Annotated in this window: 12 protein-coding genes; 9 read left to right on the plus strand and 3 right to left on the minus strand. The window is 72.4% G+C overall.

From position 1 onward, the window contains the following. Window positions 1-4: 4 nt before the first annotated feature. Together R2B67_RS06025 and R2B67_RS06030 are read left to right on the plus strand one after the other, a co-directional pair. Window positions 5-1,042 (plus strand): TIGR04222 domain-containing membrane protein, encoded by a 1,038-nt coding sequence (locus R2B67_RS06025; RefSeq protein ID WP_317816779.1) that lies wholly within the window; start codon window positions 5-7, stop codon window positions 1,040-1,042. A gap of 193 nt (window positions 1,043-1,235) precedes the next feature. Further along, window positions 1,236-2,804, plus strand: a complete 1,569-nt coding sequence (locus tag R2B67_RS06030) for an alpha/beta hydrolase (protein WP_317816780.1) — start codon at window positions 1,236-1,238, stop codon at window positions 2,802-2,804. A gap of 167 nt (window positions 2,805-2,971) precedes the next feature. Here R2B67_RS06030 and hemQ read toward each other — a convergent pair whose 3' ends face one another. Together hemQ and hemG are read right to left on the minus strand one after the other, a co-directional pair. Further along, window positions 2,972-3,700: a hydrogen peroxide-dependent heme synthase gene (hemQ, locus tag R2B67_RS06035; RefSeq protein WP_026241928.1), complete on the minus strand. Its 729-nt coding sequence runs from the start codon at window positions 3,698-3,700 to the stop codon at window positions 2,972-2,974. 4 nt (window positions 3,701-3,704) lie between these two features. Further along, on the minus strand, window positions 3,705-5,192 hold the full coding sequence (hemG, locus tag R2B67_RS06040) for a protoporphyrinogen oxidase (RefSeq protein WP_317816781.1): 1,488 nt from the start codon (window positions 5,190-5,192) through the stop codon (window positions 3,705-3,707). Window positions 5,193-5,318: 126 nt separating this feature from the next. Between hemG and R2B67_RS06045 the strand changes: the two genes are divergently transcribed. Both R2B67_RS06045 and R2B67_RS06050 read left to right on the plus strand, forming a co-directional pair. Next, window positions 5,319-6,332 (plus strand): DUF4349 domain-containing protein, encoded by a 1,014-nt coding sequence (locus tag R2B67_RS06045; protein WP_317816782.1) that lies wholly within the window; start codon window positions 5,319-5,321, stop codon window positions 6,330-6,332. A gap of 77 nt (window positions 6,333-6,409) precedes the next feature. Beyond that, entirely contained in the window at window positions 6,410-7,789 is a 1,380-nt protein-coding gene (locus R2B67_RS06050) for an FAD-dependent oxidoreductase (RefSeq protein ID WP_317816783.1), read from the plus strand. Window positions 7,790-7,837: 48 nt separating this feature from the next. On the opposite strand, the gene hemE is transcribed toward R2B67_RS06050, so the two are convergent. Then, on the minus strand, window positions 7,838-8,923 hold the full coding sequence (hemE, locus tag R2B67_RS06055) for a uroporphyrinogen decarboxylase (RefSeq protein ID WP_317816784.1): 1,086 nt from the start codon (window positions 8,921-8,923) through the stop codon (window positions 7,838-7,840). A gap of 92 nt (window positions 8,924-9,015) precedes the next feature. Here hemE and R2B67_RS06060 point away from each other — a divergent pair, with 92 nt between their 5' ends. The 5 genes from R2B67_RS06060 to R2B67_RS06080 all read left to right on the plus strand — a co-directional run bounded on the left by R2B67_RS06060 (window position 9,016) and on the right by R2B67_RS06080 (window position 15,611). Continuing rightward, window positions 9,016-9,675, plus strand: coding sequence for a DUF3000 domain-containing protein (locus tag R2B67_RS06060; protein WP_317816785.1), 660 nt, complete (start codon window positions 9,016-9,018; stop codon window positions 9,673-9,675). A gap of 213 nt (window positions 9,676-9,888) precedes the next feature. Next, window positions 9,889-10,551 (plus strand): helix-turn-helix transcriptional regulator, encoded by a 663-nt coding sequence (locus R2B67_RS06065; RefSeq protein ID WP_018491682.1) that lies wholly within the window; start codon window positions 9,889-9,891, stop codon window positions 10,549-10,551. A gap of 116 nt (window positions 10,552-10,667) precedes the next feature. Then, window positions 10,668-11,942: an HRDC domain-containing protein gene (locus tag R2B67_RS06070; protein ID WP_109980055.1), complete on the plus strand. Its 1,275-nt coding sequence runs from the start codon at window positions 10,668-10,670 to the stop codon at window positions 11,940-11,942. Window positions 11,943-12,264: 322 nt separating this feature from the next. Further along, the gene (locus R2B67_RS06075; protein WP_069739262.1) at window positions 12,265-13,485 is read left to right on the plus strand and encodes a thiolase family protein; all 1,221 of its coding nucleotides are present in this window, start codon (window positions 12,265-12,267) and stop codon (window positions 13,483-13,485) included. Beyond that, window positions 13,482-15,611 (plus strand): 3-hydroxyacyl-CoA dehydrogenase NAD-binding domain-containing protein, encoded by a 2,130-nt coding sequence (locus tag R2B67_RS06080; protein WP_317816786.1) that lies wholly within the window; start codon window positions 13,482-13,484, stop codon window positions 15,609-15,611. Before R2B67_RS06075 ends, R2B67_RS06080 begins: the two co-directional genes overlap by 4 nt. Window positions 15,612-15,661 lie beyond the last annotated feature (50 nt).

Consider the following 15,661-nt stretch of genomic DNA (forward strand, 5'->3'; position numbering starts at 1 on the left):
CGCCATGGACACGCTCGCTCTGGCACTGACCCTGGCGGTCGCGCTCTCCACCGGGCTGCTCCTGGCGAAGGTGGCCGTCTCCCGGTCCCGCCGCCCCTCGGCCGGCCCCTCCCCCACCGTCCACGACCTCTACGAGGCGGCGTTCCTGAACGGCGGCCCGGCCAGGGTCACCGACACCGCGCTCACCGCGCTGTACGCGGACGGCCGGGTGCTCATCGGCGGCCCCGGCATCATCTCCGTACAGCGTGCGCACGCGCAGGACCCGGTGGAACGCGCCGTGCTCCAGGCGCTGTCGGCCGCGCCGAGCGGGGCGCTGCACGCGGTACGGGAGGCCGTGATGCACCACCCGGCGGTGCAGGAGATCGGCGACGGGCTGTCCCAGCGCGGGCTGCTCGTCCGGCCCGCCGAGAGCCGTCCCGTACGGCGGTGGGCGCTGATCCAGGGCGTGAGCTGCTTCGTCGCGCTCCCGCTCTCCATCATCCTGACGGTCATCCAGTACACGTCGCTCGAGGACTCGTTCGACATGCCGGTCCCGTTCGTCCTGAAGATGCTGCCCGCGATCCTGCTCGGCGGGATCGGCGGGCTCGTCGTGGCCGCGTCCGCCGCCAACCGGATCACCCGGGCGGGCCGCCGGGCCGCGCAGGCGTTCCGGACCGCGAACGCGTCCGTGCTGACCCCGCCGTACCTCGTCGCCAACCGGGGGCTGCGCGCCCTCTCCGACCCCGTGCTCCAGGCCCAGCTGATCGCGGCGGCACGGCTGCACACGCGGACCCGCCGGACGCGGCCCGGCTCCTCGGGGCGCCGGTCGACGGGGTACGTGGGCGGTACGGCGGGGGCGTCGGCCTTCGCGGCGACCACGGTGTGGTGCGCCGACGCGGGCCCCGGACACACGAGTTGCGGTGGCGGGGGCGGAGGGGGCTGCGGCGGAGGCTCCGGGTGCGGTGGCTCCGGCTCCAGCTGCGGGGGCTCGGGATCAAGCTGCGGTGGCAGCTCGGGCGGCTCCAGCTGCGGTGGCGGGTCCAGCTGTGGCAGCAGCTCCTGAGCCACGGACCGTAAGGCTCCTGAGCCATGCCCCACAGCGGCTCCTGAACCACGACCGGTAAGGGCTCCTGAGCCACGAGCGGCGACCGAAGTGCGGCAACCGGGTCGTTCCCCGCAACACACCGGCCCGGTGCTGTACTTCACCCGCCCCGCACCCCATCCTCCCCTCTCCGCATCCGCAGAGAGGTCCCGCCGTGAGAGCAGTACCGCTGTACGCAACGATCGGCTCCCTGGTCCTGTCCGCCTTGGCCGCCGTCCCCGCCACCGCCGACGGCGGCCCCGGACCGGCGGCCTCCGCCGAGGAGCACGGTACGGCGGTGGCGGCGGCCCGCGCCTCGGCCGCCGGGATCTCCTTCGGCGCGTGCCCGGAGGAGGAGATGCTGCCGGACACCCTGAAGTGCGGCACCGTCAGCGTCCCGCTGGACTACGCGCGGCCGGACGGGCGGACCATCGACCTCACCGTCAGCCGCACCCTCGCCACCGGCCCCGCGGCCGGCCGGCAGGGCTCCTTCGTCTACAACCCGGGCGGCCCCGGCGCCTCCAGCATCACCTTCCCGCTGATGGGCGAGATGTCCGAGTGGAAGGAGGTCGCCGAGGCGTACGACATGGTCGGCTACGCCCCGCGTGGTGTCGGCGCCTCCGCCCCGCTCTCCTGCCAGAATCCCGCCGCCTTCGCCAAGAGCCCCACCGACTCCCCCGCCCACCCCACGGCCGCGTACAAGGAGCAGCGGATCGCGCAGGCGCGGGCGTACGCGCGGGGGTGCGAGAAGCACGCGGGTGAGGCGCTGCGCCACTACACGTCGCTCAACAACGCCCGTGACCTGGAGGTGCTGCGCGCCGCCCTCGGGGACGAACGCCTCACCTTCATGGGTGCCTCCTACGGCACGTACCTGGGTTCCTTGTACGCGACCCTCTTTCCCTCACGCGTACGCCGTATGGTCTTCGATTCCGCGGTCGACCCGGACCCGGAGCAGATCTGGTACCGCTCCAACCTCGACCAGTCGCTCGCCTTCGAGTCCCGCTGGGAGGACTTCCGGCGGTGGGTCGCCAAGCACGACGACGTGTACGGGCTCGGCCCCACGCCCGAGGCCGTGCAGGGCCATTACGAAGACGTCCGCACCGCCCTCGCAACGGAGCCGGCGGGCGGGAAGGTGGGGCCGGGGCAGTTCCACGCGGCGTTCCGGGAGGCGGCGTACTACGACGACTACTGGGCGATGCGGGCCACCGCCCTCTCCGAGTACGTCCGGGGCAACCCGGAGCCGCTGGTCACCCAGATGTCGCCGCGCGCGATCACGGCGAAGGACGACGAGAACGCCCGGGCCGTCTACACCGCGATCGAGTGCAACGACGCGCCGTGGCCCGAGGAGTGGGAGGTCTGGGACCGCGACCACACCGACCTCGCCCGTATCGCCCCGTTCCAGACCTGGGACAACGCCTTCACCAACCTGCCGTGCGCCTTCTGGCCCGCGCCCCGGCAGCAGCCGTTGGACGTCTCCACCGGGTGGGGCGAGCTGCCGCCGGTGCTGATCCTGGCGGCGGAGCGCGATGCGGCGACCCCGTACAAGGGGGCGCTGGAGCTCCGGCGGCGGCTGCGCGGCGCGGTGCTGGTGACCGAGCGGGACGCGGGGACGCACGGCGTCGGCGGGGCCGGGAACACCTGCGTGGACGCGCACCTGCGGCGCTATCTGCTGACGGGCGCGACACCGGACGGGGACGCGGAGTGCGCCCCGCGCGCGGAGCCGAACCCGGTCTCGCTGGACTAGAGAAGTGGCTGAGCCAGGAACGCGGAAGGGCCCTGCCGGAGTGCGGTGAGTGCACTCCGGCAGGGCCTCAAGCCGAACCCGGTGTCGCTGGAACGGCGGGCGGCACGGTCGGTGCCTGGTGCCCGTCTTCTGATCTTCCGGGTTGGGGTGGTGCGGGAACTCGCTGGCTATGCGAGCCCGGCCACCAGGTCTGCGACGCTCTTCCTGCGGCCCGTGTAGAACGGGACCTCCTCGCGCACGTGGAGCCGTGCCTCGGAGGCGCGCAGGTGGCGCATCAGGTCGACGATGCGGTACAGCTCGTCCGCCTCGAACGCGAGGACCCACTCGTAGTCGCCGAGCGAGAACGAGGCGACGGTGTTGGCGCGGACGTCGGGGTAGCCCCGGGCCATCTTGCCGTGGTCCGCGAGCATGCGGCGGCGGTCCTCGTCGGGCAGCAGGTACCAGTCGTAGGACCGGACGAAGGGGTAGACGCTGATGTAGTCGCGGGGCGTCTCGTCGGCGAGGAACGCCGGGACGTGCGACTTGTTGAACTCGGCGGGCCGGTGCAGGGCCATGTTCGACCAGACCGGTTCCAGAGCGCGCCCGAGCTTCGTGCGGCGGAAGAGGTTGTAGGCCTCCTGGAGCTCGTCCGAGGTCTCCGCGTGCCACCAGATCATCAGGTCCGCGTCCGCGCGCAGACCCGAGACGTCGTAGGTGCCGCGCACGGTGATGTCCTTGGCCGCGAGCTGGTCGAACAGCTCCTGGACCTCGTCCGCGTACCCCGCCCGGTCCAGCGGCAGGACGTCGCGCAGTTTGAAGACCGACCAGAGGGTGTAGCGGATGACCTCGTTGAGGTCCTTGGCCTTCTTTCCGGCGTTCGGACTCTTGCTGGATGTCACAGTCTCAGGAGCACTCATACGGCTATTGTCCCGCCTCGCTCCCGGTGCCCTGAACCAGGGTGGGCGTGGCGATGATCTCCCCCGCGATCTTCCCGGTGATCTCCCCCGCGATCTCGTCGGCTGCCTGCCGTGCGCTCGCGATGCAGGCCGGGATGCCGACCCCGTCGTAGACCGCGCCGCAGACCCGCAGGGCGGGCAGCTTCGCCACCTCGTCGCGGATGCGGGCGACGCGGGTGTGGTGGCCGACCGGGTACTGCGGCAGTCCGCCGATCCAGCGGGTGACCTCGCTGTCGACGGGGCGGGCGGCGAGTCCGGTGGCCGCCCGGAGGTCGCGCAGGGATACGGCGACGAGTTCGCCGTCCTCGCGGTGCAGGTGGTCCTCCTCGCCGTACCGGCCCACCGAGGTGCGGAGCACGAAGAGGTCGGGGGCGGCGTCGGCGACCCACTGCCACTTGTTGCTGGAGAAGGTGGAGGCCTTGACGGTGCGGCCGTCGACCGGCGGTACGAGGAAGCCGGAGCGGCCGCGCAGGGCCTCGTACGCCTCGATGTCGGTACGGCGGAAGGCCAGGGTGACCAGGGCCATCGACGCGTACTCGACGCCGGTCAGCTCGGCGGAGGCGGCCGGGGACTCGGCGGCGAGCAGGGCGGAGGCGGACCAGGCGGGGGTGGCGAGGACGATGCCGTCGGCGGTGATCACCCCGGTGTCGGTGCGGACCGCCCAGCCCGCGTCCGTACGGGTCAGACCGAGGACCGGGGTCTCCGTGAGGATCGCGCCGCCCCCGGCCCGTACGGCGTCGCCCACGGCGTCCGGCAGGGTGCCGATGCCGCCCGCGATGCCCTGGAAGACGGGCCCGGTCTGCTGCCGCGCCGCTGCTCGCTCCTGGATGCGGCGGACGGCCTCCAGCAGCGGGCCGCCCTCCTTCACGGCTTCGAAGAGCTGCGGTACGGCGGCCCGCATCGAGATCCGGTAGGCGTCGCCCGCGTAGACCCCGCCGAGGAGGGGCTCCACCAGGCGGTCGACGACCTCGCGGCCGAGCCGGTCGGCGACGTACGCGCCGACCGCCACGTCGTCGCCGACGGGCGTCGGGGTGAGCTCGCGCTCCTCGGCGATCCGGGCGAGGCCTTCGGGGGACAGCACCCCGTCGAGCGCCGCCGGGTCGCCGGGGACGCCCATCACGTGCCCCTTGGGCATGGGGCGCAGCGCGTCGCGCGTCCAGAGGGAGGCGGTCGCGGTGGCGGGCGGCTGGAGCCGGCCGCCGAGGCCGACCGCCTCGGCCAGCGAGACCGCCTCGGGGCGGCGGGCGAGCATCGACTCGGCACCGAGGTCGACCTGGACGCCCGCGACCTCGCCGGTCATGAGCTTGCCGCCGAGCCGGTCCGTGGCCTCCAGGAGCGTGACCCGCAGGCCGGTGGCGACCAGGCGGTGGGCGGCGGCCAGTCCGGCGATGCCGCCGCCGATGACGACGACATGGCGGGCGGGCGGGTCCGCATCCTGATGTGAACGCTGCATGGGTCCACTCTCTCAAACCCTCTGCGGGCACCGACCGTGACCACTTCGAAACCCACGGCCGGAAACCGGTTCGGGAGGGCCTGCGTCGAACCGGCAGTATCAACACACGTCCTGGGGGGACCTGTTATGAACAGCGACAGCGATCGCCGCTTCCACCACCGCCGCTCCCGTCTCCGTGCCGCTCTGACGGCAGGCGCGCTCGGCGCGGTGCTGCTCGTCGGTGGCTGCGGGGCCGGCGACGCGTCCGACGCGGGCGGGGGGTCGAACGACCTCGAGGCGAGCGCGCAGAAGGGGGTCGTGGACCAGCGGTACGCCCCGGGCGACGCGGCGGCCTCCGCCGCTCCGGGGGGCGCGACGGCGGAGGAGGCGGAGGACGGCAAGCAGACGGAGAAGGCGCCGAAGCCGGGGGCCGCGGGCAGCCATGTCATCCGGACCGCCGAACTCCTCGTGGAGGTGAAGAGCGCGCCGAAGGCGGCCGCCGCCGCCCGGAGCGCCGTGGAGGCGAGCGGGGGCCTGGTGGCGTCCGAGAACACCGAGCGGATCGACGACCGGCACGAGTCCTCGAACCTCGTGCTGCGCGTACCGCAGGACAGCTACCAGGAGGTGCTGCGCAAGCTCGCCGGCTCCGGGAAGCTGCTCTCCCGCTCCTCGAACGCGAAGGACGTCACCGAGCAGGTGGTCGACGTGGAGAGCCGGATCGCCACCCAGCGCGCGAGTGTGAAGCGGGTCCGGGAGCTGATGGACAAGGCGGAGAAGATCACCGATGTCGTCGCCCTGGAGGGTGAGCTGAGCAGCCGTCAGGCCGATCTGGAGTCGCTGCTGGCCCAGCGGTCGAGCCTGAAGGACCGCACCTCGCTGGCGACGATCACGCTGGAGCTGACCGAGCCGGACGCCCCGCGCAAGGCCGGGAAGGACGACGACCCGGGGTTCCTGGACGCGCTGGGCGGCGGCTGGGACGCGTTCGTGACGATGTTCCGGTGGATCGCGGTGGCGATCGGCGCCTCGGCCCCGTTCCTGGTGACGGCCGCGCTGCTGCTGGTGCTGTGGCGGGTGCTGCGCGCCCGGCGGACGGCCCGTACGGCCCCGGCCCCAGACCCGGCGGCACCGAAGCCGGAGCAGGAGACCACACCGGCCCCCTGAGGCCCTGGCGCCGTAGCCTGGGCTCCCTGACGGCTGGTACAGGCTGGTACGGCCGGCACGGCGAAAGGGACCCGGACATGGCAGCGGAGCGACTCGTGGTCATCGGCGGCGACGCGGCGGGCATGTCCGCCGCGTCGCAGGCCCGCAGGCTGAAGGGGCCGGACGAGCTGGAGATCGTCGCCTTCGAGCGCTCCGCGTTCACCTCGTACTCCGCCTGCGGCATCCCGTACTGGGTGAGCGGGGACGTGGAGCACCGGGACGACCTCATCGCCCGGACCCCCGAGGAGCACCGCGAGCGGGACATCGATCTGCGGATGCGCACCGAGGCCACCGAGATCGACGTGGCCGGGCAGCGGGTGCGGGCGGTGGACCTGGAGAGCGGGGACACGTACTGGACGGGCTTCGACAAGCTGGTGATCGCCACCGGGGCCCGTCCGGTCCGCCCGCAGCTGCCCGGCATCGACGCGCCGGGCGTGCACGGGGTGCAGACGTTGGGCGACGGGCAGGCGCTGCTGGACTCGCTGGACCACGCCACCGGCCGGCGGGCGGTCGTGGTGGGCGCCGGGTACATCGGCGTCGAGATGGCCGAGGCGATGCTGAAGCGCGGTTTCGAGGTGACCGTCCTCAACCGGGGGAAGCAGCCGATGGCCACCCTCGACCCGGACATGGGCAAACTCGTCCACGACGCGATGGACGGGCTCGGCATCACCACGGTCAACGGCGCATCCGTCACCAAGATCCTCACGGGTCCGGACGGGCGGGTCAGCGAGGTGGCGACGGAGGAGCGGACCTACCCGGCGGACGTGGTCGTCCTCGGCATCGGCGTGGAGCCGGAAGCGGAGCTGGCCAGGGAGGCGGGGCTCACGGTGGGCCCGCACGGCGGGATCCTGACCGACCTGGCGATGCGGGCGGTGGGCCACGAGAACATCTGGGCGGGCGGCGACTGCGTGGAGGTCCTGGACCTGGTGGCGGGCCGCCCCCGCCACATCGCGCTCGGCACGCACGCCAACAAGCACGGCCAGGTCATCGGTTCCAACGTCGGCGGCGGCTACGGCACGTTCCCGGGCGTCGTCGGTACGGCGGTGAGCAAGGTCTGCGACCTGGAGATCGCCCGGACCGGGCTGCGGGAGAAGGACGCCCAGGCGGTCGGGCTGCGCTATGTCACGGCGACCATCGAGTCGACGCAGCGGGCGGGGTACTACCCGGGGGCGAAGCCGATGACGGTGAAGATGATCGCGGAGCTGCGTACGGGGCGGCTTCTCGGGGTGCAGATCGTCGGCCGTGAGGGGTCGGCGAAGCGCGTGGATGTGGCGGCGGTGGCGCTGACGGCCGGGATGACGGTGGAGCAGATGACGGCGCTGGACCTCGGCTACGCCCCGCCGTTCTCGCCGGTCTGGGACCCGGTGCTGGTGGCGGCCCGTAAGACGGTGGCGGCGGTGCGGGGCGCGGGGAGCTGACGGGTGTGGTCCCGGGGGCTTGAAAGCCCCCGGGAGACACGCCTGACGTCAGCGCGCGGTCTGCTCGTGCACGTACTCCACGAGCCGGGTCAGCGCGTCCGGGTCCATCGACGGCATGACGCCGTGGCCCAGGTTGAAGATGTGGCCCTCCAGACCGGCTGCGGCGTCCAGCACCTCGCGGGTCTTCTCCTCGACCGCCGGGGTGGGCGCGAAGAGCACGGCCGGGTCGAGGTTGCCCTGGAGCGCCTTGCCGGGGCCGACGCGGCGGGCGGCCTCGTCGAGCGGGACGCGCCAGTCGACGCCGACGACGTCCGCCCCGGCCTCGCCCATCAGCCCGAGCAGCTCGCCGGTGCCGACGCCGAAGTGGATGCGGGGGACGCCGTACGGGGCGACGGCGTCGAAGACCTTCGCCGAGGCGGGGAGCACGGCGCGGCGGTAGTCGGCCGGGGCCAGGGCGCCGACCCAGGAGTCGAAGAGCTGGACGGCGGAGGCGCCGGCCTCGATCTGGACCTTGAGGAAGGCGCCGGTGATCTCCGCGAGCCGGTCCACGAGGTCGGCCCAGAGCTGCGGGTCGCCGTACATCATGGCCTTGGTGCGCTCGTGGTTGCGCGAGGGGCCGCCCTCGACGAGGTAGCTGGCCAGCGTGAACGGGGCCCCGGCGAAGCCGATGAGCGGGGTGGCGCCCAGCTCGGCGGTGAGCATCCCGATGGCCTCGGTGACGTACGGGACGTCCTCGGGGGTCAGGTCGCGCAGCCGGGCCAGGTCGGCGCGGGTGCGGATGGGCTCGGCGATGACGGGGCCGACGCCGGGCTTGATGTCGAGGTCGATGCCGATGGCCTTCAGCGGGACGACGATGTCGCTGAAGTAGATCGCGGCGTCGACCTTGTGGCGGCGTACCGGCTGGAGGGTGATCTCGGTGACCAGCTCCGGCATCATGCAGGAGTCGAGCATCGCGATGCCCTCGCGGACTTTCAGGTACTCGGGCAGCGAGCGCCCCGCCTGCCGCATGAACCAGACCGGCGTGTGCGGCACGGGTTCGCGCCGGCAGGCCTTCAGGAACGCCGAGTCCTGGGTGGCGTCGTTGCTGGCGGCGGTCGTCGTCTGCTGGCCCGTGGGGCTGGTGTTGGCACTCACGCACCAAATCTTCGCACGCATGGCGAAGGAGCCCGGCGCCGCACGGGTGTCTCTCCCTGCACGAGGCCCGCGTTCCGCCTACTCTTCCCGGCATGGCTCCGGCTCAGGGACAATTTTCCGATCATTCCGATGGCGCTGACAGCAAGGACAGTGCGGAGGGTCCTCCCGTCCCGCCCGCGTTCCGGTCGGCGGTCGACGCGCTGCGCTCGGCCCGGCTCCGCCCGGAGCTGGAGGTGGAGACCACACGGCCCCCGCAGCGCCTCGCGCCCCACGCGTACGCCCTGGAGGCGGCGGTGGTCGACGGCGAGGACGATCTCGCGGACGGCCGCCTCGTCCTGCTGCACGATCCGGCGGGCCACGACGCCTGGCAGGGCGCGTTCCGGCTGGTGACCCTGGTGCGGGCGGAGCTGGAGCCGGAGATGGCCGCCGATCCGCTGCTGCCGGAGGTGTGCTGGTCCTGGCTGACCGGGGCGCTGAACGCGCGCGGATTGTCGTACGGGGAAGCCGGAGGGACGGTGACACGCGCCGGATCGCACTACTTCGGTGCGCTCTCCGCGCGCCGTCCGGCGACGCAGATCGAGATCCGGGCCTCGTGGACGCCGCGCGAAGGGCGCGGCGGGGTACCGGACGCGGCGTCGCACCTGATGGCCTGGGGTGATCTGCTCTGCCAGATCGCGGGGCTGCCGCCGTCCGACCCGACGGACGCGGCGGTGGTGACGCTGCCGCAGCGGCGCGGGCCGCAGGTTTCGTAACACCGCGTCACCCATTTCGCACACCTGCCGACTCTCTTTTCGTACAATCGATCGCGCGTCCTATTTGCCCGAATTGTTACTCACCAAATCGTGATCTTCCTCTAAAGGAGGACGGGTCTGCTGCCGAAGAGGTCAATGACCCTTCAAGCACGGTTCGCCCCGGCTTCATCCCCCGAGCCGGCCCCCGTCCCGCCACTCCCCCCAGGAGGCCTGGTGTCCGTTCTCCTTGAGCAGCCCGCAAGCCTGGTCGCCTACCGCCCGAACAAGCCGACGGCCATGGTCGTCGTGGCCGACCCGCGCGTCCGTTCCACCGTCACCCGCCATCTGTGGGCCCTCGGAGTACGTGACGTCATCGAGGCGTCGTCCATCGCGGAGGCACGTCCCCGCGTCGGCAACCCGCGCGACATCTGCATTGCCGACGTCCACCTGCCCGACGGTTCCGGGCTGACCCTGCTGTCCGAGACCCGTGCCGCAGGCTGGCCCAACGGTCTCGCCCTCTCCGCCGCCGACGACATCGGCGCCGTTCGCAACGCCCTCGCGGGCGGTGTGAAGGGGTACGTCGTCACCGGCACCCGAACCAACATCGGCCACCCCGGCCGCCCCGGCGTCGCCCCCATCGGCGCCAATGCCGCCCGTATGCACCGCCGGCCCCCCGGGTCCCCGAGCCACCCGGGCGGCTACCGCGAACTGTCCGGACGTGAGGTGGAGGTGCTCCGCCTGGTCGCCGAAGGCCAGTCCAACAAGGCCATCGGCGTCTCGATGGGCCTCTCCGCCCTGACCGTCAAGTCCCACCTCGCCCGCATCGCCCGCAAGCTCGGCACCGGGGACCGCGCCGGAATGGTCGCCGTCGCCCTGCGGACGGGCATCATCCACTGACCCCCACCCCCGCCGGGACGTGCACCGATGCGTCTCCGGCTGGAATACGCGCATGGCCACCCGTCGACGGAACGTTCCGTCGACGGGTGGCTCGTATACACAGATACCCTTGACGCGTGACCGACGCCCAAGAGACCGCAGCAGACAGTTCACTGCGAACCACCGGGGGCGCTCCCCCGGACGACGTCGCCCCGGCGCCGATCCCCTTGCTCGAACCTCGCGAGGGCATTCCCCCGGTGGTGGCCTCCGACGACGCCCTCGCCCGGGTGGTCGCGGCTTTCGCCGCGGGCACCGGACCGGTGGCCGTCGACGCAGAGCGCGCCTCCGGCTACCGCTACGGCCAGCGCGCCTACCTCGTGCAGCTGCGCCGGGAGGGCGCGGGCAGCGCGCTCATCGACCCGGTCGGCTGCCCCGACCTCTCCGGCCTGTCCACCGCCCTCGACGGTTCCGAGTGGATCCTGCACGCCGCGACCCAGGACCTGCCCTGCCTGCGGGACATAGGCATGGCTCCCACCTCGCTCTTCGACACCGAGCTGGCCGGACGGCTCGCGGGCTTCCCGCGCGTCGGCCTCGGCGCCATGGTGGAGAACGTCCTCGGGTACGCCCTGGAGAAGGGCCACTCCGCCGTCGACTGGTCCACCCGCCCCCTGCCCGAGCCCTGGCTGCGGTACGCCGCCCTCGACGTGGAGCTCCTGATCGACCTGCGCGACGCGCTGGAGGACGAGCTGGAGCAGCAGGGCAAGCTGGAATGGGCCCGGGAGGAGTTCGACGCCATCGCCTCGGCGCCGCCCGCCCCGCCCCGCAAGGACCCCTGGCGCCGCACCTCGGGCATGCACAAGGTCCGCCGCCGCCGTCAGATGGCGGTCGTCCGCGAGCTGTGGAACGCCCGGGACCAGGTGGCCCAGCGCCGCGACGTCTCCCCCGGCAAGGTGCTCGGCGACGCCGCGATCGTGGAGGCCGCGCTCGCGCTGCCCGCCAACGTGGCTGCGCTCACCGCACTGCCGGGATTCGGCCACCGGATGGGCCGCCGTCAGCTGGAGCAGTGGCAGGCGGCCGTGGAGCGGGCGAAGGCGCTGCCGGAGTCGGAGCTGCCGCAGCCCGGCCAGCAGCCGGCCGGTCCGCCGCCCCCGCGCTCCTGGGCCGACAAGGACCCGGCCGCCGCGGCCCGGCTCTCGGCGGCCCGCACGGCCGTCTCCGAGCTGGCCGAGCGGCTCCACATGCCGCAGGAGAACCTGATCACCCCGGACACCGTGCGCCGGGTCTGCTGGGAGCCGCCGAAGATCGTGACGCCGAGCGCCGTCGAGGACACGCTCGCCGGGTACGGGGCCCGGCACTGGCAGATCGAGCAGGTCGGCCCGCTCCTGGTCCGGGCGCTCGCCGCCACCGCCTGACCCGCTCACGCGGACGCCACCCCCGGTCACCGGCCGGGGGTTCTCCGCTGTCCGGGGCCAGGTCCGGAGCCTGTCCGGGCCCGGCGCGAGCCCCGTCCGGGCCCTGTTCGCGGTCCGAACCGATGGTCGAAATCGCGCCAGGTTCGGAGCCTTAGCCTCCGCCTCACGAGCGCTTCGACGGGTACCGGACCGATGTGACCTTCGACGCTCCGGCCATGGGGGGTGGGCAGTCTGGTTACCCGCAAGTAGCATGAGGGCAGGCGGTGCGCCCCACGGGCGTGCCCCGCAGCAGTGCCATCCCGCACCCTGGAGGAGAGCCATCGTGCCTCGTACCATCCGGGACGTCGTCTTCGTCGACGGCGTCCGCACCCCGTTCGGCAAAGCGGGCCCGAAGGGCATCTACCACGAGACCCGCGCCGACGATCTCGTCGTGAAGGCCATCCGGGAGCTGCTGCGCCGCAACCCGGACCTGGACCCGAAGAAGATCGACGAGGTCGCCATCGCCGCGACCACCCAGATCGGCGACCAGGGCCTCACCCTCGGCCGTACCGCCGGAATCCTGGCCGGTCTGCCGCAGTCCGTCCCCGGCTACTCGATCGACCGCATGTGCGCGGGCGCGCTGACCGCCGTCACCTCGACGGCCGGTTCCATCGCCTTCGGCGCGTACGACGTCGTCGTGGCCGGTGGCGTCGAGCACATGGGCCGCCACCCGATGGGCGAGGGCGTCGACCCGAACCCGCGGTTCGTGTCGGAGAAGCTGGTCGACGAGTCCGCCCTCTTCATGGGCATGACGGCGGAGAACCTGCACGACCGCTACCCCACGATCACCAAGCAGCGCGCCGACGAGTACGCGGTGCGTTCGCAGGAGAAGGCCGCCAAGGCGTACGCCAACGGCAAGATCCAGCAGGACCTCGTACCGGTGTCGGTGCGCCGCACCAACGCCGAGGCGGGCGAGACGGGCTGGGGCCTGGTCACCGCCGACGAGCCGATGCGCCCGGGCACCACCCTGGAGTCCCTGGCCAACCTGAAGACCCCGTTCCGCGCCCACGGCCGCGTGACGGCCGGTAACGCCGCGGGTCTCAACGACGGCGCCACCGCATCCCTGCTCGCCGCCGAGGACGTCGCCCGCGAGCTGGGCCTCCCGGTCAAGATGCGCCTCGTCTCCTACGCCTTCGCGGGCGTCGAGCCGGAGGTCATGGGCTACGGCCCGATCCCGGCGACGGAGAAGGCGCTGGCCCAGGCCGGTCTGACCATCGACGACATCGGTCTCTTCGAGATCAACGAGGCGTTCGCCGTGCAGGTGCTCGCCTTCCTGGAGCACTACGGCATCGCCGACGACGACGCCCGCGTGAACCAGTACGGCGGCGCGATCGCGTACGGCCACCCGCTCGCCTCCTCCGGTGTCCGGCTCATGACGCAGCTGGCCCGGCAGTTCGAGGAGCAGCCCGAGGTCCGCTACGGCCTGACGACGATGTGCGTCGGCTTCGGCATGGGCGCCACGGTCATCTGGGAGAACCCGAATTTCGACGGAGGCAACAAGTGAGCTCCACCACTGAGCTTCTGAAGGGTGCGGCCGAGCAGTTCCCCGGCGAGGTCGTCACGCAGGCGCACGTACGCCACCTGGACCTGCCGTCCGGTGCCGGGCGGTTCGCGCTCATCACGCTGGACAACGGCCTGGACCACACCAAGCCGACCACCTTCGGACCGCAGTCGCTGGCGAACCTGAACGCCGCGATCGACCAGGTCGAGAAGGAGGCGTCGGACGGCACCATCACCGGTGTCGGCATCACCGGCAAGCCGTTCATCTTCGCGGTCGGCGCCGACCTCAAGGGCGTCGAGCTGCTCGGCCGCCACGAGGACGCGCTCGCCATCGGCAAGGGTGGCCACGACGTCTTCCGCCGCCTCTCCGGCCTCGCGGTCCCCACCTTCGCGTACTACAACGGCGCGGCGATGGGCGGCGGTGTCGAGGTCGGTCTGCACTGCTCCTACCGCACCGTCTCCACCGCCATCCCGGCGTTCTCGCTGCCCGAGGTCTTCCTCGGCCTGGTCCCCGGCTGGGGCGGCTGCGCGCTGCTCCCGAACCTGATCGGCGCGGACCGCGCGGTCTCGGTGATCATCGAGAACTCGCTCAACCAGAACCGTCAGCTCAAGGGCAAGCAGGTCTTCGAGCTCGGGATCGCCGACGCGATCTTCGAGGGCGCGGACTTCCTGGAGCAGTCGCTGATCTGGACCGCGGCCGTCCTCAAGGGCGAGCTCGCCGTCGAGCGCCCCGAGATCGACCGCGGCGAGGGCTGGGACGCGGCCGTCGCCCGCGGCCGGGCCATCGCGGACTCCAAGGTGCACGGCGCGGCCCCGGCGGCGTACCGCGCGCTGGACATCATCGCGGCGGCCAAGGACGGCGACCTGTCCGCCGGCTTCGACGCCGAGGACCAGGCGCTCGCGGACCTGATCATGGGCGGCGAGCTGCGCAGCGGCATCTACGCCTTCAACCTGGTCCAGAAGCGCGCCAAGCGCCCGGCCGGTGCCCCGGACAAGAACCTGGCCCGCCCGGTCACCAAGGTCGGCGTCGTCGGCGCCGGTCTGATGGCCTCGCAGCTGGCGCTGCTGTTCCTGCGCCGCCTTGAGGTACCGGTCGTCCTCACGGACATCGACCAGGAGCGCGTCGACAAGGGTGTGGGCTACGTCCACGCCGAGATCGAGAAGCTCCTCGGCAAGGGCCGCATCAACCAGGACAAGGCCAACCGTCTCAAGGGCCTGGTCTCCGGTGTCCTCGACAAGGCCGAGGGCTTCGCGGACGCGGACTTCATCATCGAGGCCGTCTTCGAGGAGATCGGCGTCAAGCAGCAGGTGTTCGCGGAGGTCGAGGCGGTCGCCCCGGCGCACGCGATCCTCGCCACCAACACCTCCTCGCTCTCGGTGACCGAGATGGCGTCGAAGCTGAAGAACCCGGAGCGGGTCGTCGGCTTCCACTTCTTCAACCCGGTCGCGATCCTCCCGCTGCTGGAGATCGTGCGCGGCGAGCAGACCGACGACGCCTCGCTGGCGACGGCGTTCGGTGTGGCCCGCAAGCTGAAGAAGACCGCGGTCCTGGTGAAGGACGCCCCGGCGTTCGTCGTCAACCGCATCCTCACCCGCTTCATGGGCGAGATCCAGAACGTCATCGACGAGGGCACCCCGGTCGAGGTCGCGGAGAAGGCCGTCGAGCCGCTCGGCCTGCCGATGTCCCCGCTGGTCCTTCTGGAGCTGGTCGGCCCGGCGATCGGCCTGCACGTCTCCGAGACCCTGAACCGCGCCTTCCCGGAGCGCTTCACGGTCTCCGAGAACCTCGCGGCGGTCGTGAAGGCCGGCAAGCGCGGCTTCTACGTCTACGACTCCGGCGCGCCGGTCCTCGACCCCGAGGTCGCCGCCCTCCTCAAGCAGGGCGACACCGTCCTCACCGAGGAGCAGACCCGCGACCGCGTGCTCGACGCGGTGGCGCAGGAGATCGGCCTGATGCTGGACGAGGGCGTCGTCGCCGAGGCCCAGGACATCGACCTGTGCCTGATCACCGGCGCGGGCTGGCCCTTCCACCTGGGCGGCATCACGCCGTACCTGGACCGTGAGGGCGTCTCCCAGCGGGTGAACGGCAAGCCGTTCCTGGCGCAGGGCGTGGCGAGCGTCCCGGCCTAGTCCCCGATACGGGAAGGGGCCCGGCGCACCGTTCGGTGTGCCGGGCCCCT

The organism is Streptomyces cyaneofuscatus, from assembly GCF_033109485.1.
Taxonomy (GTDB): domain Bacteria; phylum Actinomycetota; class Actinomycetes; order Streptomycetales; family Streptomycetaceae; genus Streptomyces; species Streptomyces cyaneofuscatus.

Excerpts from the sequence above, each read along its gene's own strand:
- R2B67_RS06060 (WP_317816785.1), top strand. The coding sequence starts at position 9,016 with ATGGCTCCGGCTCAGGGACAATTTTCCGATCATTCCGATGGCGCTGAC.
- R2B67_RS06050 (WP_317816783.1), top strand. The coding sequence starts at position 6,410 with ATGGCAGCGGAGCGACTCGTGGTCATCGGCGGCGACGCGGCGGGCATG.
- hemG (WP_317816781.1), bottom strand. The coding sequence starts at position 5,192 with ATGCAGCGTTCACATCAGGATGCGGACCCGCCCGCCCGCCATGTCGTC.
- R2B67_RS06025 (WP_317816779.1), top strand. The coding sequence starts at position 5 with ATGGACACGCTCGCTCTGGCACTGACCCTGGCGGTCGCGCTCTCCACC.
- R2B67_RS06045 (WP_317816782.1), top strand. The coding sequence starts at position 5,319 with ATGAACAGCGACAGCGATCGCCGCTTCCACCACCGCCGCTCCCGTCTC.
- hemQ (WP_026241928.1), bottom strand. The coding sequence starts at position 3,700 with ATGAGTGCTCCTGAGACTGTGACATCCAGCAAGAGTCCGAACGCCGGA.